This window comes from Pantoea sp. IMH, assembly GCF_000599885.1.
In the GTDB taxonomy this organism is placed as follows: Bacteria; Pseudomonadota; Gammaproteobacteria; order Enterobacterales; family Enterobacteriaceae; genus Erwinia.
Genome location: NZ_JFGT01000003.1, coordinates 126,120 through 144,621 on the forward strand (window position 1 = coordinate 126,120; position 18,502 = coordinate 144,621).

At 53.2% G+C, this 18,502-nt stretch carries 18 protein-coding genes; 7 read left to right on the forward strand and 11 right to left on the reverse strand.

Annotated features, from left to right (window positions below; all coding sequences use genetic code 11):
- Window positions 1-69: 69 nt before the first annotated feature.
- Window positions 70-381, forward strand: a complete 312-nt coding sequence (locus EA20_RS0105945; RefSeq protein ID WP_024965960.1) for a DUF485 domain-containing protein — start codon at window positions 70-72, stop codon at window positions 379-381.
- Complete coding sequence (gene actP, locus EA20_RS0105950; protein WP_024965961.1) at window positions 378-2,036, forward strand: cation/acetate symporter ActP; 1,659 nt, start codon at window positions 378-380, stop codon at window positions 2,034-2,036. Before EA20_RS0105945 ends, actP begins: the two co-directional genes overlap by 4 nt.
- A gap of 188 nt (window positions 2,037-2,224) precedes the next feature.
- Here the strand turns inward: actP and EA20_RS0105955 are convergent, their stop codons facing one another.
- The 3 genes from EA20_RS0105955 to EA20_RS0105965 all read right to left on the reverse strand — a co-directional run bounded on the left by EA20_RS0105955 (window position 2,225) and on the right by EA20_RS0105965 (window position 4,033).
- A complete protein-coding gene (locus tag EA20_RS0105955) occupies window positions 2,225-2,770 on the reverse strand; it encodes a YfaZ family outer membrane protein (protein WP_024965962.1) in 546 nt (181 codons plus the stop codon).
- A 143-nt stretch (window positions 2,771-2,913) separates the two neighbouring features.
- Window positions 2,914-3,612 carry an LrgB family protein gene (locus EA20_RS0105960; RefSeq protein WP_024965963.1) on the reverse strand — a complete coding sequence of 233 codons (699 nt, stop codon included), beginning with the start codon at window positions 3,610-3,612 and terminating at the stop codon, window positions 2,914-2,916.
- Window positions 3,605-4,033, reverse strand: a complete 429-nt coding sequence (locus EA20_RS0105965; protein ID WP_024965964.1) for a CidA/LrgA family protein — start codon at window positions 4,031-4,033, stop codon at window positions 3,605-3,607. The genes EA20_RS0105960 and EA20_RS0105965 overlap by 8 nt, the downstream gene beginning before the upstream one ends.
- A gap of 102 nt (window positions 4,034-4,135) precedes the next feature.
- Between EA20_RS0105965 and EA20_RS0105970 the strand changes: the two genes are divergently transcribed.
- Window positions 4,136-5,038, forward strand: coding sequence for a LysR family transcriptional regulator (locus tag EA20_RS0105970; RefSeq protein ID WP_024965965.1), 903 nt, complete (start codon window positions 4,136-4,138; stop codon window positions 5,036-5,038).
- A gap of 39 nt (window positions 5,039-5,077) precedes the next feature.
- Here EA20_RS0105970 and EA20_RS0105975 read toward each other — a convergent pair whose 3' ends face one another.
- Together EA20_RS0105975 and EA20_RS0105980 are read right to left on the reverse strand one after the other, a co-directional pair.
- Window positions 5,078-6,727: a Na+/H+ antiporter gene (locus EA20_RS0105975; RefSeq protein WP_024965966.1), complete on the reverse strand. Its 1,650-nt coding sequence runs from the start codon at window positions 6,725-6,727 to the stop codon at window positions 5,078-5,080.
- Window positions 6,728-6,878: 151 nt separating this feature from the next.
- Complete coding sequence (locus EA20_RS0105980) at window positions 6,879-8,228, reverse strand: NCS2 family permease (RefSeq protein ID WP_024965967.1); 1,350 nt, start codon at window positions 8,226-8,228, stop codon at window positions 6,879-6,881.
- Between the two features lie 101 nt (window positions 8,229-8,329).
- Here EA20_RS0105980 and EA20_RS0105985 point away from each other — a divergent pair, with 101 nt between their 5' ends.
- A complete protein-coding gene (locus tag EA20_RS0105985) occupies window positions 8,330-8,590 on the forward strand; it encodes a hypothetical protein (protein WP_024965968.1) in 261 nt (86 codons plus the stop codon).
- A 25-nt stretch (window positions 8,591-8,615) separates the two neighbouring features.
- Here EA20_RS0105985 and EA20_RS0105990 read toward each other — a convergent pair whose 3' ends face one another.
- Window positions 8,616-9,278 (reverse strand): glutathione S-transferase family protein, encoded by a 663-nt coding sequence (locus EA20_RS0105990; protein ID WP_024965969.1) that lies wholly within the window; start codon window positions 9,276-9,278, stop codon window positions 8,616-8,618.
- Window positions 9,279-9,319: 41 nt separating this feature from the next.
- Window positions 9,320-9,790, reverse strand: coding sequence for a redox-sensitive transcriptional activator SoxR (soxR, locus tag EA20_RS0105995; protein ID WP_024965970.1), 471 nt, complete (start codon window positions 9,788-9,790; stop codon window positions 9,320-9,322).
- A gap of 112 nt (window positions 9,791-9,902) precedes the next feature.
- On the opposite strand from soxR, the gene soxS reads away from it, so the two are divergent.
- Window positions 9,903-10,292: a superoxide response transcriptional regulator SoxS gene (soxS, locus tag EA20_RS0106000; RefSeq protein ID WP_024965971.1), complete on the forward strand. Its 390-nt coding sequence runs from the start codon at window positions 9,903-9,905 to the stop codon at window positions 10,290-10,292.
- A 13-nt stretch (window positions 10,293-10,305) separates the two neighbouring features.
- Here the strand turns inward: soxS and EA20_RS0106005 are convergent, their stop codons facing one another.
- Complete coding sequence (locus tag EA20_RS0106005; RefSeq protein ID WP_024965972.1) at window positions 10,306-11,628, reverse strand: diguanylate cyclase domain-containing protein; 1,323 nt, start codon at window positions 11,626-11,628, stop codon at window positions 10,306-10,308.
- An 868-nt stretch (window positions 11,629-12,496) separates the two neighbouring features.
- On the opposite strand from EA20_RS0106005, the gene EA20_RS0106015 reads away from it, so the two are divergent.
- Window positions 12,497-12,778, forward strand: coding sequence for a YjcB family protein (locus EA20_RS0106015; RefSeq protein ID WP_024965973.1), 282 nt, complete (start codon window positions 12,497-12,499; stop codon window positions 12,776-12,778).
- Between the two features lie 52 nt (window positions 12,779-12,830).
- Here the strand turns inward: EA20_RS0106015 and EA20_RS0106020 are convergent, their stop codons facing one another.
- Together EA20_RS0106020 and EA20_RS0106025 are read right to left on the reverse strand one after the other, a co-directional pair.
- Complete coding sequence (locus EA20_RS0106020; protein WP_024965974.1) at window positions 12,831-13,790, reverse strand: ATP-grasp fold amidoligase family protein; 960 nt, start codon at window positions 13,788-13,790, stop codon at window positions 12,831-12,833.
- Between the two features lie 8 nt (window positions 13,791-13,798).
- A complete protein-coding gene (locus tag EA20_RS0106025; RefSeq protein WP_024965975.1) occupies window positions 13,799-15,055 on the reverse strand; it encodes a hypothetical protein in 1,257 nt (418 codons plus the stop codon).
- Between the two features lie 537 nt (window positions 15,056-15,592).
- On the opposite strand from EA20_RS0106025, the gene EA20_RS0106035 reads away from it, so the two are divergent.
- Window positions 15,593-15,988, forward strand: coding sequence for a transposase (locus EA20_RS0106035; RefSeq protein WP_024965976.1), 396 nt, complete (start codon window positions 15,593-15,595; stop codon window positions 15,986-15,988).
- Window positions 15,989-17,721: 1,733 nt separating this feature from the next.
- Here EA20_RS0106035 and EA20_RS0106050 read toward each other — a convergent pair.
- Window positions 17,722-18,462 carry a nitroreductase family protein gene (locus EA20_RS0106050; protein WP_024965978.1) on the reverse strand — a complete coding sequence of 247 codons (741 nt, stop codon included), beginning with the start codon at window positions 18,460-18,462 and terminating at the stop codon, window positions 17,722-17,724.
- Between the last annotated feature and the right edge of the window lie 40 nt (window positions 18,463-18,502).

Consider the following 18,502-nt stretch of genomic DNA (forward strand, 5'->3'; position numbering starts at 1 on the left):
CAGAGCGCGCTGAGCCGCCCTAAAACAGGCGAAAGCATCCGTCCCAATACTACCTCTGGAGATTCTGTGATGAACGATGTGATTTATCAGCGGATAGAAAAGAGTGCACGCTTTAAGGAGCTGGTGAGAAAACGCCAGGCTTTTGCCACCCTGCTCTCCGTGATTATGTTAATTCTCTACGTCGGGTTTATTCTGTTAATTGCTTTTGCCCCTGGCTGGCTGGGCACGCCGCTTGATGCGGACACTAACGTGACCCGTGGTATTCCTATTGGCGTGGGCCTGATTGTGATCTCGTTTCTGCTGACCGGTATCTATGTCTGGCGGGCAAATGGCGAATTCGATCGCCTGACCCGTGAACTGCTGAACGAGGTGAAGGGATGAAATTACGCCATGCAATATCTGCGCTTCTCGCCTTCCTTCCCTTTTCCACGCTGGCGGCGGATGCCATCACGGGCGCGGTAGAAAGGCAGCCGACAAACTATGAAGCCATCGTGATGTTTCTGATCTTCGTGGCCGCCACGCTGGGCATCACTTACTGGGCTTCCAAACGTACCCGCTCACGCAGCGACTATTATACGGCTGGTGGCAATATCACCGGTTTTCAGAACGGACTGGCGATGGCCGGCGACTTTATGTCCGCCGCCTCCTTTCTGGGGATCTCTGCGCTGGTCTACACCTCTGGCTACGATGGCCTGATCTATTCGCTGGGCTTTCTGGTCGGCTGGCCGATTATTCTGTTTTTGATCGCAGAGCGGCTGCGTAACCTTGGTCGTTACACCTTTGCCGACGTAGCGTCTTATCGTTTGAAGCAGATGCCGATCCGTACCCTTTCCGCCTGCGGCTCGCTGGTGGTGGTGGCGCTTTATCTCATCGCGCAGATGGTGGGCGCAGGCAAACTGATTCAGCTGCTGTTCGGTCTGGACTACCATATTGCCGTGGTGCTGGTCGGGATTCTGATGGTGCTCTATGTGCTCTTTGGCGGCATGCTTGCCACCACCTGGGTGCAGATTATTAAAGCTGTACTGCTGCTGTTCGGCGCCAGCTTTATGGCTATCATGGTGATGAAGACCGTCGGCTTCAGCTTCAACAACCTCTTCACCCAGGCGATGGCGGTTCACCCGAAAGGCATTGCGATCATGTCGCCCGGCGGGCTGGTCAACGATCCTATCTCGGCGCTCTCGCTCGGGCTGGGCCTGATGTTTGGTACGGCAGGCTTACCGCATATTCTGATGCGTTTCTTTACGGTCAGCGACGCTCGTGAAGCACGCAAGAGCGTATTTTATGCCACCGGCTTTATGGGCTATTTCTACTTCCTGACCTTTATCATCGGCTTCGGCGCTATTCTGCTGGTGGGCGCTAACCCGGCGTTTAAGGATGCCGCAGGTGCGCTTATCGGCGGAAACAATATGGCGGCCGTTCACCTGGCAGACGCCGTTGGCGGCAGTATGTTCCTTGGCTTTATCTCTGCGGTCGCCTTTGCCACCATTCTGGCAGTGGTTGCCGGACTGACGCTGGCCGGTGCCTCTGCGGTATCCCACGATCTTTACGCCAGCGTCTTCCGCAAGGGTCAGGCTACCGAGCAGCAGGAGCTGCGCGTATCGAAGATCACCGTGCTGGTACTGGGTATTGTGGCCATTGCGCTCGGTATCCTGTTCGAGAAACAGAATATCGCCTTTATGGTTGGCCTGGCGTTTTCGATTGCCGCGAGCTGTAACTTCCCGATCATTCTGCTCTCGATGTACTGGTCGAAACTGACCACGCGCGGTGCGATGGTGGGCGGCTGGCTGGGGCTGTTGACGGCGGTTTTTCTGATGATCCTTGGCCCAACAGTCTGGGTGCAGGTGCTGGGTCACGCAGAAGCGATATTCCCGTATGAATATCCGGCGCTGTTCTCGATGGCGGTCGCGTTTATCGGCACATGGCTCTTCTCAGTTACCGACAATACGGCGGAAGGTGCTCAGGAGCGCCAGCGTTTTCAGGCGCAGTTTGTTCGCTCACAAACGGGGGTGGGCATCGATACCGGCAAAGCGCATTAATGACTGAACGGGGTGAGTCGAAAGAGTCGCCCTCAGTATAAGGCTGAAGGAGTGAGCATCCGGCGCGAAGTGATGGTCGCACTGCTGATAAAGTTGGCTGGGCGGGTATCGCGACAATCGCCTTGATGCACATAATTTCAGACGATTAAAACGTTGAGGGGCGAATCGAAAGATTCGCCCTTTTTACCTTAGAAGTGCAGCGCAGCACCTACGTAAGGGCCATCGGCAATCACGTTGTCTTTACGACCGTCTTTACCGTTCATGGTCATATATTTGTAACCCACGCGCACATCTACCAGTGAAATTGGCTGGAAGCTCACGCCGCCTGACGCTTCCTGGTAGTTATCGATATGGCTGGAGAACGAGTCCGGAGAGTAGTAGTACTCGCCAAAGACGTTAAACATTTTGGTTACCGGGAAGTTCACGCCGCCGCCGACCGCGACCGCATAGCCATCTTTGCTGTCTTTCGGGCTGGTTGACATCACTTTAACCTGTGGCGAAAGGAAAATGTCGCCGATGGCCACGTTGTAACCCAGACCCAGGCTTCCCAGGCTGCCATCGTGATCGCTACGCAGCCAGTTACCTGACAGTGCGAAGCCTGGCGTAGTGGTGCCCAGACCAACGCGAACGTTCGTATAATCTTCACCGACGTCAACGCCGCCTTCGATTGCCTGTGCCGATCCTGCCAGCACCAGAAGCGCGAGTGCGCCTGCGGTAGTTGCCACTGCTTTCATATTATTCTCCTGATAAATTTACTCACGCCATTTTCCGGCGGCTTCGCAGAGTAAACTAACTATCCGCTGAATAACATGGGAAAAGGGATAATCGTCACGCCATTTAGTTAACATTACAAAACTCTGGTAACAGAATATGTCCCCTACACCGTTGCCCACATCAGATGCCCGATGAGCGGAGCGACGATCACAGTTACAACGCCGGAAAGCATCATCACCAGGCTTGCCACGACCCCTTCCTCCTGCCCAGTTTCATAGGCACGTGCGGTGCCAGCGCCGTGCGAGGCCGCACCAAAACCTGCCCCTTTCGCTATGCCCTGCTTTACCGCCAGCCGGATAAACAGCAGATCGCCGACCGCCATGCCAAACACGCCAGTGATTACCACAAACAGTGCCACCAGGTCGGGCTGGCCACCGAGCTGTTTCGCCGCCGCCAGCGCGAAAGGGGTAGTGATGGAGCGGACCGCGAGGCTGCGCTGGATCTCTTCCGGTAACGCCAGCAGCCTTGCCAGCCACACCGAGCTGCAGACGGCGACCAGCGTGGCGGTTATCACACCCGCCGAGAGCGACAGCCAGTGGCGACGGATAATCGCCATGTTTTCACAAACCGGAACGGCAAAGGCCAGCGTCGCCGGTCCCAGCAGCCACAGCAGCCAGTGGCTCTCGCCGATGTAATTGTGCCAGGAGATATGCGTGAGCAGCAGCAGCGCCACCAGTACCATCGGCGTCATCACCAGCGGCATCAGCAGCAGTTTGTGCCAGCGGCGATAGAGACGTTTATTGCAGAAATAGATGCCGAGCGTAGCGAGCAGACAGAGCATACTGACGGTGAAATCACTCATCGCGTGGCTCCCGCCTGCGCCGGGCCAGCCAGCATTCAAAATGATAGACTTTCTCCACGACCAGCGCGGTGGCAGCCAGCACCAGCAGCGTACTGATACTGATTACCAGCATAATCCGCCAGCCCTCAACCCGCAGAAGCGGCGCGTAGTTCACCACGGCCACCACGGCGGGCACAAAAAACAGCAGCATCTCCGCCAGCAGCCAGCGCGATCCCGCTTTCACCCAGTTAAGCGGCAAAAGGCGCAGCAGCATCATCGCCAGCAGTAGCAGCATACCGACAATGTTTGCCGGAAGCGGCAGGTGCAGCCGCTCCACCAGCCATTGCGCCAGTAAAAAGAATCCGATGTAAAACATGACCTGTAGCGGTACCTGAAGATACCGCACCCATTCCCAGCATCGCGGGCGCATTGCCAACGCCATGATGATTTCTCCTGATTTATTGAGTGCGGCCAGTATAAAGCGGTTACAAAGCGTGAAAAAAATGACTTAATATTATCCACACTATGCCTTTCAGGAATGTTTATGGACGTCAGAGCCTTACGCTATTTCGTTGAAGTTGTGCGCCAGCAAAGTTTTACCCGGGCGGCTGAGCAGCTGTTTGTGACCCAGCCGACCATCAGCAAAATGCTGCGCCAGCTGGAGGACGAGCTGGGCTGCACGCTGCTGATCCGCGAAGGGCGTAAGCTTCACCTCACTGATACCGGCCAGGCGGTGTTTCAGCGCGGCGTCACCATTTTGCAGGAATTTAAGCAGCTGGAGGCGGAGATCAGTGATATTAACGATCTGAAAACCGGCGAGCTGCGGCTTGGCATACCGCCCATGGTCGGTATGCAGATCGCCGGTGCGATTTCGGCGTTCCGCCAGCGTTATCCTGGCGTCGGGCTGAATATTGCTGAGTTTGGTGGCCTCACCGTGCAGCAGGCCGTGCTCTCCGGCACGCTGGATATTGCGCTGACCGCGCTGCCGGTCGCAGAGGATCTGCCGCTGAACGCCCTGCCCCTGATGAGCCATCCGCTGTGTGTGCTGGTACCGCGTACCGAAGAGTGGCTTCGCCGCACCCATATCCCTGTCGCCGAGCTGGCGGGTCACCCCATTCTTATTTACAACGAGGAGTTCTCCCTCAACCGTCAGCTGATGCGGGCGTTTCAGGCCAGCGGATTTGCGCCACAAATTGCGGTGCGCAGCGGACAGTGGGACTTTCTCGCCTCCATGGTACAGGCGGGCATGGGGATCGCTATTCTGCCGGAGCCGATTTGTCAGCGGCTGGATAAACGCCATCTGCTCTGGCTGCCGCTGGAGTCGGATCTGGTCTGGGAGCTGGGGCTGATCTGGCGTGACGGTAGTTATCTGTCGAAGGGCGCGCAGGCCTGGATCGCCTGCTGCCGGGAATTCTGGCCGGGCGAGGCGCCCCGCCTGTCGATCTGAGCCGTCCCGCCGGCAATCAGGGTCAGCGGGAGAGGCCTTTTACTCTTCTTTTTCAACCAGCAAGGATTCCAGCAGATCGAGATCGTGCAGCAGTTTCTGCATCGTTTCGTTGCTGATTTTCTGGGTGGCGCGCAGATGATAGACCTCTGCCCGCTCGGCTCGTAGTGCAGTCACGCGGAAGCGCCGCTCAAGGCTTTCCGCCAGAAGAGAACGATCCAGGTCCTCTTTCCCGTCCACCCGCCGCCGCAGATTGCCAATCACCCGGGAGCTGATTTCTTTCAGGAGATCGGCATCAATGTTCTCTTCCACATCGGCCGTCAGACGCTCTTCCATTTTGTAGAGGCTTTCAATGGCTGAACCTGCCATCACCGCGCGCGCCATCTGAAGCTCATGACGCTGGGCAGTTTTATCCATGCGCGGCATACCACGCAGCAGAACCGGCAGCACAATAACACCGACCAGCAGTGAGAACAGAATCACGCCCGTGGCCAGAAAGACCAGTTCATAGCGTGCCGGAAACGCATCCCCGTTCGTTAAGTAGAGCGGAATCGAGAGCACACCGGCCAGGGTAATCGCACCGCGTACGCCCGCAAAAGAGGCGATAAGCAGATCGCGCAGCGTATAGGCGCTGAACTCCATCGGCCTTTTCGTCAGCAGGCGACGGCTGATCAACTGCATCGTCCAGAGCCAGCCAAAGCGCACGATCATTAGCGCAGCGTAAATCAGCACCACAGAAACAAACAGCATCCAGAGATCCACATTCGGATCGACCTCGACCTGAGTGACAGAGGTTTCCAGAATCGCCGGCAGCTGCAGGCCCAGCAGCAGGAATACCATGCCGTTGAACACAAACTCCAGCATCTGCCAGACGCTGTTAGCGCGAAGCCGCATGGCCAGCGGCGCCTGACGGATAATGCCCGAGCGGGTAATGGTCATCCCGGCGGCCACTGCGGCGAGGATACCGGAGACGCCAAGATGTTCCGCGATCAGATAGCTGGCGAACGGCAGCAGCAGCAGCAGCACGGTCTGCGTGGCCGGATCGTCACCGCTCCAGCGGCTGAGCAGGCGCAGCGATTTTCCGTAGATCCAGCAGATAGCGATCCCGGCCAGCAGGCCGCCAATCGCCACTTTGAGGAATTCAATGGTCGCGCCGGAGACGGTAAATACCATCGTGCCCATCGCCACCGCCACGGCAAATTTCAGCGAGACCAGGCCGGAAGCGTCGTTCATTAAGGCTTCGCCCTGCAAAATTGCCATGATTTTTTTGGGAATACGTCCTTCACCGACGATACCGGAGAGCGCCACGGCATCGGTTGGCGACAGCACCGCCGCCAGCGCAAAAGCCGCCAGCAGCGGGATCCCCGGCACCAGCCAGTAAATCAGATAGCCGATGCCCACCACGGTGATCAGTACCAGCACCAGCGCCAGCCCGATAATTTCCCGGCCATGATTCAAAAACTCACTGGTGGGCGTTTTCCAGCCGTCAGCAAACAGCAGCGGCGGAATAAAAAGCACCAGGAACAGTTCAGGATCGAAATCCACATGCAGGCCAAATGTTGGCCAGGCAAGCAGCGCACCCATCGCAATCTGCACCAGCGGCAACGGGATTTGAAAGGGGATAATGCGCGCAGCAACGCCGGAGAGCGAAACCATCAGCGTAAGAATGAGGATGGTGAAGAAGATTTCCATGTTTTCCTTATACGTCTTCCTGTTGTTTATCAGTAATGCGACCACTGTAACCGGTCGGTCTCCACCGATAATAAAACAAACTTGCCGATAGTTTAAAAACAGGAAGTGCGCAGTCCGGAAGAAAAAGGGGCCGGGAACCCGGCCCCAGGCATTAAATGGCCCAGCCGCCCGCGTAGAAGGCGATCAGCGCCACGGCGATAATCACCGTACCCGAGTTGAGCTTACGCCATTCGCCCGCGAAGACACGGCCAATCACCAGCGCGCCGAAACCGAGCATAATGCCGGTCACGATGTTACAGGTCAGCACGATAAAGACCGCAGCCAGCAGGCCGGACATCGCATCCACAAAGTCGGAGAAGTCGATCTTGGAAACGTTGCTTAGCATCAGCAGGCCCACGTACATCAATGCAGGCGCCGTGGCATAGCCGGGAACCAGATAGGCGAGCGGAGAGAGGAACAGGATCAGCAGAAAGAGTACGCCGACCACAATCGCCGTCAGTCCGGTTTTGCCGCCTGCCGCCGTACCAGCGGCCGATTCGATATAGACTGCCGCCGGCGATGCGCCCACCAGCCCGGAGAAAATGCTGCTTACCGAGTCGGTGGTCAGCGCACGGCCACCGTTGATGATCTGGTTATCTTTGTCCAGCAGGTTCGCCTGGCCAGCCACGGCGCGGATGGTGCCCGTAGCATCAAAGACGGCGGTCATCACCAGCGCCAGCACGCTCGGCAGCACCGCCGGCTTCAGCGCGCCCAGAATATCCAGGCTGAAGACCAACGAGTTGCCGCTGGCGTCGCTCAGGCTTGGCATGGCAAACAGCCCCTGATACTTCACCGCCGGATCGACCATCAGCCCAATCACGGAGATAACGATAATCGTCAACAGAATGCCGCCCGGTACGCGACGCTTCTCCAGGCCGAAAATGGCCGCGAGGCCCAGCAGTGACATGATCACCGGAAACGAGGCGAAGTCACCCAATGCCACCGGCAATCCCGGCGCCGGATTTTTAACCACCAGACCCACGCCGTCAGCGGCGATTAGCAGCAGAAAGAGCCCGATACCGACACCCGTTCCGTGCGCCACGCCCATCGGCAGATTGCGCAAGATCCACGAGCGTATGCCCGTCGCCGAGATAAGGGTAAAAAGCACCCCCATCAGAAAGACCGCGCCCAGCGCGACCGGCACGCTGATTTGCTGACCCAGCACCAGGCTGAACGCCGTAAAGGCGGTGAGGGAAATCGCGCAGCCAATTGCCATTGGCAGGTTGGCCCAGAGTCCCATGATCAGGGAACCGAAGCCCGCCACCAGACAGGTGGAAACGAAAACGGCGGTAGGCGGAAAACCCGCCTTGCCCAGCATAGACGGCACCACAATCACCGAATAGACCATCGCAAGAAAGGTCGTCAGGCCAGCTAAAACTTCCCGGCGAACGCTACTGCCGCGCGCAGAGATTTTGAACCAGGCGTCTAACGAGCCGCCGGCCTGTGGAGAAGGAGTCGACATAGTGAAAATCCCCTGAGATTTTTTTTGATTTAGTAATGCGGGGTGCGGGAAGCCTGACCTGGTTCAACGTTTTACATCCCCGGCAACAATGTTCACGGATCGTGAAAACCTCAACAGAGGCGACGATCGGAAAAAAGGCAAACGTTTACCACACCACGCTTAACAGCTGCATTATTTTAAAGGCAAACGATTATCCAGCCTTTTCCAGGGCATTATCAACACCGTTCAGCGATAAATTTGTCAAAACAGGGTATGCGGATCAGGCGAGCGGTGGAAAATGCCAGCAAAGCAAACTTTACGCGGCTTCAGCACTTTCCATGACAGGGTTTTCTTATGACGTGCGCGGCCGGACGCTGACGTGAAGCGTCAGGCCCTGAAGGGGAATCGTTACTCAAGCGTCAGTTCGCCACCCTGTTTCAGCGCACGTTGCCAGGCAGCCCGCATCTGAACCTTACCGAGCCACGCCTGAATGGCGGGTGAGCTGGCCGCCCCGCCGCGTGCGGAAAGAGCCTGAAGCGGAAAACTCATCTGCACATCAGCGATGCTGAAACGCGGTCCGGCAAACCACTCATGGCTGCTCAGATGCTGTTCAATGTAGTCGCGGTGGGTGGCCAGCTGTTTATCCAGATAGCCTTTCTGTACGCCTTTGCCAAAAGCGCTGCCCACCGGCCTCAGCAGCCAGGGAACCGGCGGTTTGCCCATCCGGCTAAAGATCAGCTTCATGACCAGCAGTGGCATCAGCGAACCTTCTGCATAGTGCAGCCAGTAACGGGATTGTAGACGCTCGTCCTCGTCAACAAGCTTCAGCCGGCCTTCAGCATCGTAACGTTCTTCAAGGTACTCAAGGATGGCGCCAGATTCGGCGACGACCCGGTTTTCATCGGTAATCACCGGGGATTTCCCCAGCGGATGGACTTTTTTCAGCGACTCGGGCGCCAGCATGGTTGTCTCGCGCTGGTAACGCTTAATCTGATAAGGAATTTCAAGCTCTTCCAGCATCCAGAGAATGCGCTGCGATCTGGAATTATTAAGATGATGAACGGTGATCATGAGCTAACCTTGCGTGAAATGTGGAGTCCTCATTATAGACGCTACCGATCTCTTTCAGGCTCCAGCAGGATCGCGCCCGTTCCTCGCTCGCCCAGCCGATCGTCAGGATTGCGCAGCGGACAATCCGCCATCGATAAACAGCCACAGCCGATGCAGCCATCGAGATCGTCTTTCAGACGGGTCAAGGTGGCGATACGCCGATCGAGTTCCTCCCGCCAGCGCTCAGTCAGCAGCCGCCACTCTTTCGGCGTCATCCGCGTGCCCGGTGAAAACTGCATCAGATGTTCGCCAATCGTCGCCAGCGGAATGCCGATGCGCTGGGCGATTTTCACAATCGCGACGCGACGGAGGACGTCACGCGTATAGCGCCGCTGATTGCCAGCGTTACGAAAGCTGCTGATTAATCCTTTGCTTTCATAAAAGTGCAGGGCTGATACCGCCACGCCGCAGCGCTTCGCCACGTCGCCCGGCGTCAGTTCGCGCTTGTTGGGGTAATTGCGATCTTTTTTCATTTAGCTCTTTACCTCAAGTTAACTTGAGGAATTATACTCAGCGGCCAGAAAGAAGGCGAAATGAATTATCCACACTTTGCATGACTGCAGCTGAACCAGGGAGAAGAGACGTATGCATGACGAAATCATTCAAACACTTACCGACTGGATCGAAGAGAATCTTGATAAGACGCTCTCCATTGATGAGGTTGCAGCAAAGTCTGGCTACTCCAAGTGGCACCTGCAACGGATGTTCCGCACCGTGACCAAAAAAACGCTGGGAAATTATATCCGCGAACGCCGCCTGACGCTGGCGGCGGCTGAACTGAGTCAGACGCAGCGTCCCGTATTCGATATTGCCATGCAGTACGGCTACGATTCTCAGCAGACCTTTTCCCGCGTATTTCGCCGTCAGTTTGCCCAGACGCCGACAGCGTACCGTCATACGATGCGCCATCAGACGCTGACCCGGCAGAACCGTTATAGCTTTGAGCACAGCGAATGTCCTGCGGCTATCTGTTAGCTGTGTCGCTGCGTTAGCTGTTCTGTTGCAGATGGTCAGCCACGGGCGACATCCTCATCGCCCGCTGGCGATCGTTTACCGTCGCGCTTTTCCAGAGTAAAGGTGAAACATACCATCCCCCGCCCCGTGCTTTAATCTGATACATGGCTGCGTCAGCCTGCGCCAGCATACCCCGAGCTGAAAGGGGATCGATCCCCAGCGCGATACCAATACTCAGCGACTGCCAGACCAGCACACCGTTATCCAGTCCGATCGGCGTCCGCATGGCTTCAATAATATCCTCCGCCACCCGCGCAGCCTGTTCATCACTGTTAACCCTGGAAAGCAGCACGGCAAACTCATCGCCACCCAGCCGGGCGACCAGATCGTCTTTCCCCAACCGGCTGCGCAGACGCTGCGCGGTCGCGATCAGTACCGCATCGCCCGCCGCATGACCATAACGATCGTTCACCTGCTTGAAACGGTCGCCGTCGATAAACAACACAGCCAGCTGCGGCGCATCCAGCAAATTACTCTGCCGCCGGTGAAGTTCATTGATAAAAGCGGTGCGGTTGGGCAGGTCTGTCAGACCGTCGTGACAGGCCTGGTGTGTCAGCAAGGCGTTTTCACGCTGCAGATGGTGCTGCCAGGCTGAAAGCTCATCCAGCAGACGGTGAAAATCCCCGTTCAGCTTGTTGAGTTCTGCAATCGGAGAAGTGGGTACGCGCAGAGAAAAGGTGCGTCGCCTTCTGACATTCTGCGCTACAGAAGCAATATTTTGCAGACCGGCTTCTATCCCGCCATGCAGGCGGCGAGAAAGGTAACAGACAAGCAGAACGGTCACTAACAGGCTGCCCCCCAGCCACGTCAGGACCTGACTCAGCCAGAGCAGGACTCTGCTGGCGTCTCCGGTCAGCCAGACATGGCCAATTTCGCGATCGGCAACCCGTACTGGCAACTTGACGGGAGCGGGAAACAGCCACTGTGCAATCGCCTCTTCCGGCCCCTCAGGCGGTTTCTGCTCAATAGTGGGCCAGGTAGCCAGCACACGATGACTGACGTCTGAAATCATGACTTTACCGATATCGACTTTCTGCCCTATCTCTTCAAGGATACCCGCAGCAGCCACGCTATCGCCTGCCAGCAACGCCGGCTTCACGCTATAGACGATCGTGGTTGCCGCCAGTTCAAGATTATTTTCCGCGTAGTCACGCAGCGCCATCAGCGACAGCGCCGACAGCGATATCCCACTGAACAGCAAGGCGACAAAGGCCAGTGCAAGATGGGTACGTTGAAAGCGCGTTTTTAACGACAGTAGCGCTCTTTTTGATGGCAGTGCGGTCTGGTCGTCGGACACTGATATCTCCTCAATCGTGGCCGTTACGTTAATGGCACCTCCGTGCACGCTAAGAAAATAACGGCCTCAGTAAACAGGACAGCTTAATTCCTCAGAGAGAGCTGAAGATGATCAGTGAGCGGTAATCAATGCAGTTTGCAACTGCAAAGTTTTGTTCCGCGTCATGGGAAGGAAGTGCGCCAGCATGCTGAATACATGAAAAAGCCTACAGCCCACCTTGACTGCATACAATGCTTCAGAGGTCAGATTCATCCCAAAGGAAATGAGAGAAGTAAAACGTGAGCGTTATTCGCAACGTCTCGGTGGTGTCATAAAAGATAATCTGGCGTTTACGTTCTTTTTCGCCGACAGCATTGTTCTTAAGGGCGTTCTGTAAGTGTCCTTGTGCCGCGTTAAGGCTGCCCTGGTTTCCTGATAAATTAATCCGTAGTAATGCCGATAATCTGTCAGTGAAAAGTATCTCTTTAAAGAAAGGGAATAGTTATACGCCGAATGATAATGATTATTATAAATAGTCTCAAAAATAGAAGTGCTTATATTCAGACAGTAAAAATAAAGGCTATTGTTTATTCGTTGTGTTATATCGCGCCTCATTACCTGCATACCGGAATGAAGTCCGCGCCTGACGGCATGACCAGTACAGGGAAATTAATGCCCTGCTTTCAACGATCAGCCCCTTTGTAAAAATCTGCGCCGCTGGCCTGAATTTTGTACAAATCTGTAAACTGAATGATATAATGTGATCTTCATCACACTTCTTTGACCTGTCGGGTCGGGTTTGATCGGGGTTTATCTGGCATGCCTGTCTGCAGCCCGTGTGATGTGCCGTTCTGTTGCCAGGCCTGTGATATCGCGGAGTAAGAAAACGATGGGAACTATTGCTGCCAGCGTAATGCTGATGCGCTGGGAACTGCTTAGCGCTGTAATGATGTTTTTTGCCAGCACCTTCAATGTGAAATGCCGTAAAGCCAGCCGCAATGCGATGGCCTTCATGTTCACCGGCATCGGCATCGGCATGGCCTGCTGGTTCGTGATGGGCCTGGCGGGTATCAGGGTCAGCGCGGCCGAACTGCAAAACTTCTGGCATATTACTAAAGATGTGTTTATCCAGGTCATCAGCACTACACCGCCCGAATATCCGCTGCCCTGAATATCAATGTGCCGCCTGACAAGCCAGCGGCACCCTGAATTTCACTGCGGAATCAGACTTTTTTCAGCACTGCCGGGATTGGCGTCGTCTCACCGGCACGCAGTTCCTGCGGATGAATGGCGGCTTTACGCTCCTGCAGCCACATATCGCCCATCATTCTGTCCAGCCCCTGATCCAGCCCAGTTACCAGACCTGCGCCTGGCGTGAAGGTCAGCTCGCCGAAATAAATTTGCCCCTCGCTGATATACCAGTCAACGCGAACATAGTCGAAATCGCTGGCCAGTTTCTTACTCAGCTCAAGCGTTTTTTCCAGTGAAGCCATTTCGCCACTGATGTCCAGGCCGGTGTCACGGATCTTGTAAAAGCACTGCTTAAGATTATTGACGTAAAAATTCATCGAAAGCGGCGCGTTACCACAGCGGTTATAGATAACCTGCAGAACATACTCAAAATTACCGTCTTTCTTGTTAAACATGTGGAACTTGTAGTCGACAGCGGCAAATTTGCCGTCGCCCACATATTGTTCGACCAGAATACGCGGCTTGATGTAACGATAATGAATCTCGCGGGATTTATGCGAGAAATCGTGACGAAGCCACTCTTCACAACGTTTTATCAGCTGCTGCTTCTGAACGCAGTCAGGCTCTTCCAGCAAAATTTCCACCATACCGGAACCGTGGTTCGGCTTTATGACGGTATTTTTTAATGAGGCCATGTTCAGCAACGTTACGGGTTCTACCGTCTCATGCAGCAACGGGATCAGATATTCCTCACCGATGGTGGCAGAGATGTATTCCCTCACCAGAAATTTATCCGACAGCATGCCGTAACGTACATAGTCGCCAGTGACAAATTTACGGTAGAGAACTTTCTCATTAAACAGCTTCGGCTGACGAATATTGGGCAACCTCTTAAACTGTCGAAAATATTGGATCCTGTCCTGGTAAGTCCAGGGCATTTTCTTCAGCAGGTATAAGACGCCTTTTCTCAATTCGGCCTTGAGTTTTAACATTTTTTACCTCATTTGTAGGTTTTGTAGTTCAGTGAGGAAAGCTGTATTTTAAGAATGACCCCATTCTTAAAGAAATAATTCATTACGGTCAGCGAAAGCAGTTCCGTAATCAGGACGCTCCATGCAGCGCCTGTTAATCCCCAGGTTGTGATAAAAAACCAATTAGTCACCAGGCTAATAGCGACCAGCAGAACAATCTTAACCAGCAGATAGTTAAAACCGCCCTCTTTTACCATGTAACGGTAAGCGACTGTTCCCATAGCTGAAAAGCAGGTTGCCAGCGACAGTAACGTCACGAGATGTCCCGATTGTGCGTAGTCTTGCCCATAGAGAGCAGCGATGATCCGGTCACCAAACAGCGCGACGATAAGAAGCATCAAAAATGAGACAGCCATGACATAGCCATACAACCTTGCAGCCAGCTTCGCTGCAACATCTGACCGCTCTCTGAAAATCTCAGTGAAGCAAGATGTTATGATCGCCACCGGGATAAATATCCACGAGGCTGAAATCGTGTTAGCTGCGGTAAACAGCCCAAGCTCATGTGCGGAGCCAACGCCCACCAGGAAAAACTGCGCCAGCTTCACCTGAATGGAAATAAAGACGCTGGAAATCGCCAGCGGCAGCCCGGCATGCATCAGATAACGCAGATAGCTGCGCCGGTTGCGCTGCGGTGGCGGCGTGATGCTGTTCGCCTGATAAAACATGCTGCGCTTAATCATATAAGGCACCAGCGTGACTGAGACAATGGAGAGCGACAGCAGTAAAGGGCTTAGCTTCAGCCAGGCCACAAGGAAGCTGATCGCAAAACTCAGCAACATCCCGATCGCGTTCGCCACGGTGTTCAGGCGGGAAGCCAGTCGGGCATTGTTGTAGACGCTGAAAATATCCTGGGTGACAAACATCGCCGCCAGGAAAGAGGCGACGGCAAATACCAGAAAATTCTCCCGCATGGTCAGCCAGACATAGAGCAGAACCGGCAGCGAAAGGAGTAATAACAACGCCAGTCGCAGCTGTTTGACCACGGCCATCAGGCGCATTCCCTTCGCCGTACTCTTGCTGATGCTTTTGAACAGAATGGTTTCTGTACCAAAAATAGCCACCGTCTGCACGATGGAGAACAGCGAGGCTGAAAAAGCAATCTGTCCGAAAATCGACGGTCCAAAGGATTTAGCAACGTAGGACGTGACAAATATCACTCCGAATACGGAAACAATCTTTTCCGACATCATCCAGACGGCGTTTGACATGACACGGTATTTCATCGAAGCATCCTTTGTGTTACTGACAGCGACTGCACAAGCAAAACATCCATGTGTAAAACGGGGTAAATTACGCTCGCCTTACCCAGGAAAAAATGGCGTGAGTTATTTTATTTTTTAAGGAATAACGAAAGCATTCTTATTTAAGCGTTTTATTCACTCTGTCAGCCAGTGATCAGGATAATTCTGATCTTTTCTGGCCTTAATTTTTTCTACGTAAATTCTTAAAAATGTCGCACCGATAATTATCATGCCACAGAAAAATTTGGCCTCATGCGGGAGCATTCTTAATTAATCGCAGGGCTTGTTGTTGGTATGGGACGAATTTATAACAAAAATCTGAATATCGAAAGCTAACTACGTCCTTTGCAAATAAAATCGGAGAAATCCCATGATGTTATTTATTCATAATCCCTTAACGTAATCCCTGCCATTCACATCGCGTGCTTAACGTGACGTCGTTAATTTTTGGCCAACGTAGATCCATTTTTTAATGAAGTCACTCTCATCACATTATAGTTAAGAAAGGTAATAGAATTCATGAGAAAGTCACGATATACCGAAGAGCAAATCACCAACGCTATTAAAGCATCTGAATGTGGCGTGAAAGTGAAGGAGATTTGTGAAGATTTAGGGATTTCAGAAGCCACCTTCTATAGCTGGAAAAAGAAATATGCCGGCCTCTCCTCAGAAGAAGGAAGAAAAATCAAAGAGTTAGAGGATAAAGTACACAGCATGGAGCGTGAGCTTCAAATGCTGACTGCGGACAAAGAGATGCTGCAGAGCGTGCTGAAAAACTTCTTTACTACCAACGATAAACGTCAGGCCGTTAATTATCTTCAGGACACGTTCGATATCGGCACGCGCCGCAGCTGTCGCCTGCTGGATATTAGCCGTAGCGTATATCACTATCCGTATAACTGTGAAAATCAATAAATGAGATCCAGAACACAATTTTTTGCTATATGCAGGACCACATTAAAATATTCCTTTTGCTAATTAAAAAGCTCAGAATGATTTTGCAGAGACCTCTTTACGTGATGAGTTGCTTACCATGATTGTCCTCTGCCAGGCTGCTTCGCCGTTCGTCACCAGCTAAAAAAGCAATATATTTCAATAAATTGAGAGCGCATTTATCTTTGAACGCAAAGATAAATGCGCCATCCATTCCATTAGCCGTGCTACATGAAGCCTGCCAGTTACCGGTAATATCTCCGGATTTTGTGATGACTCCCCCTGTTTATAAATGGTTTGCAGCTCTAACGCTTCTGGTAAAAATGCATATTACGTGCTACTTCACAACACACCCCTACCGCCAGTAATACGGGCATTCCTTATTCCTCAACGCCAACACCCCTCAGATCTGAGGCCAAAAATTAAGTAGAGCCACTTAACCATTATCAATGAATTGCTCAAAAAACAGACAAATGTAAGCGCTTAACCTTAACTTTCCTGATGCGTTAAACGCTTTACTGTTGCTATATCAACCTCAGCATCCCCAGAAAATTTGATTTAAAAGTGGTTTTATATTTTAAAAGTCGTCTCAAAAATAGCGGGGCTGAGAATGAGCAGTACGATTTTATTGTCCGGAATTAATGATGAATGACATTAGCGATTATTCTGATAGCGGAACAATTCTTCTCTGTGCCAGGACGATCCGGATGAAAAACAGCAATGCGCTCACGCGGAACACTCCTAAAAATCAGTAGCACCTCACAAATTTGAGATATTAAAAGCGGCCTTTGCGACCATCCCGCTAAGGGGAAATGCGCAATAAGAAAGCGAAAAGAAAGCAGGAATTACCAGGATAATGATAATACTTCTCATAAAGGGTACCAATTTATTGCGTTGCGCTAAGACCACGCCAGCCACGAGCCGGATACTGCGCCGCACTGCCACGAAGAAAGGTATAAAGTACATTTCCTCAGCATCCCATTAGCGCCTGTCGGACCAGAGGGTCCGTTAGAGAGAGTGGCACTCTCCAGACAGGTGTGTGCATAGGTCGCCAGAGTAAACTCTCTGCATAAAATGCCAGTAACACAGACATTGTAATTTCTGGTACCCAGCCTGACAGCACGTCCATAAAAGAGATACCACAAGCCATAACGGTATCCGGTGCCAGGCGCTGAGAGAGGAATATATATTACGGCAAATTCAGCCAGGCCGCCGACGCTGATGCTAACTGTGTAACGGCATCATGCCGTTATAAAGTTGTCAGAAACGGCACGATGGCTGTTTCTCAACGCTACGGTATTAAGGATCTGGCCGGGTAACACAAAGCGTCACCCGGATTTTCATACCGCATCTGCCTTCAAGACCGCTGAAAATGACAAAATCAGCGCAAACACGCTCAGTCAGCGCGCTGAAGGTCAGAAGCAAGGGAATCGTATAGGCCAAAGAAAGGCGAAGCTGATAACTGACTCTTAGCAAGTACGCGGAAGGCTGGAACGAGATAATCGCTATGAGGTTGAGAAAGGCGAAGCAGCTAACGGACTTTCAGCAAGACCGTGGAAACTGGAACGAAACTCCCGTAACGAGACTGAGGCTGGCGAAGCTGATGACAGCCCCTCAGCAAGACCGCGAAAGTCCCGGAGCAAGGCCACCCTGTTCTGGTGCGCCTTTACTCCCTCTTACTGCGATCTTCCTGATACCAAACTACGCCGTACAGGCTACTTATCGAACTCAAACCCCTGCTTAAGCAAGGCCGGGCAGACTGCCGGATAGTAGATATTTTTGTAATAGGCACCCATGCTTTCGCTCCAGTTAACGCCTTCTCCACGGTTAACCGTCTGCCAGTGCTGCATGAGTTGTGCGTTATACGCCTGGATGTGTGTTTCCAGACCTTCCCGCTGATAGGTCTCTTCATGCCTGAAAGTCTGCAGAGGTAGCCTTGGCTTACGCGCTGAAGGCTTATCCACATAGCCAATCACTACGCCCGCCACGGGGAACGTATGTTCAGGCAGATCCAGCAGCTCAACGATCGCCTCAGGGTGGCGTCTGATCCCGCCAATTGGCACAATGCCAAGCCCTTCCGAACGGGCAGCGCTCATGATTGACCCCAGCGCAATACCCACATCGGTGCTGCCGGAAATCAGGCTTTCAACGCTGAGGTGGGCTTTCTGCTGTTCGTCGTTAAGCGCCATGCCTTGCTGCGTTTTATACATATCCAGCACGAGCGTAAGAAATACGGGCGCCTGGGCAATCCAGGGCTGCCCGCCCGCCAGCTCAGAAATGCGTTTGCGCGCTTGTGCATCTCTGGAAACAATAACCGAAACCTGCTGAGAGTTTACCGAGGTCGGCGCGCGGTATGCCGTCTCGATAATACGATCGAGTACGTCATCCGGGACCGGTTTGCTGAGGTAACTTCTTTCACTGTAATGATCGACCAGATTCTTAATGACGGGATTCATTGTGCATCTCTGTTTATCAAAAAAATGACGATAGCTGAAG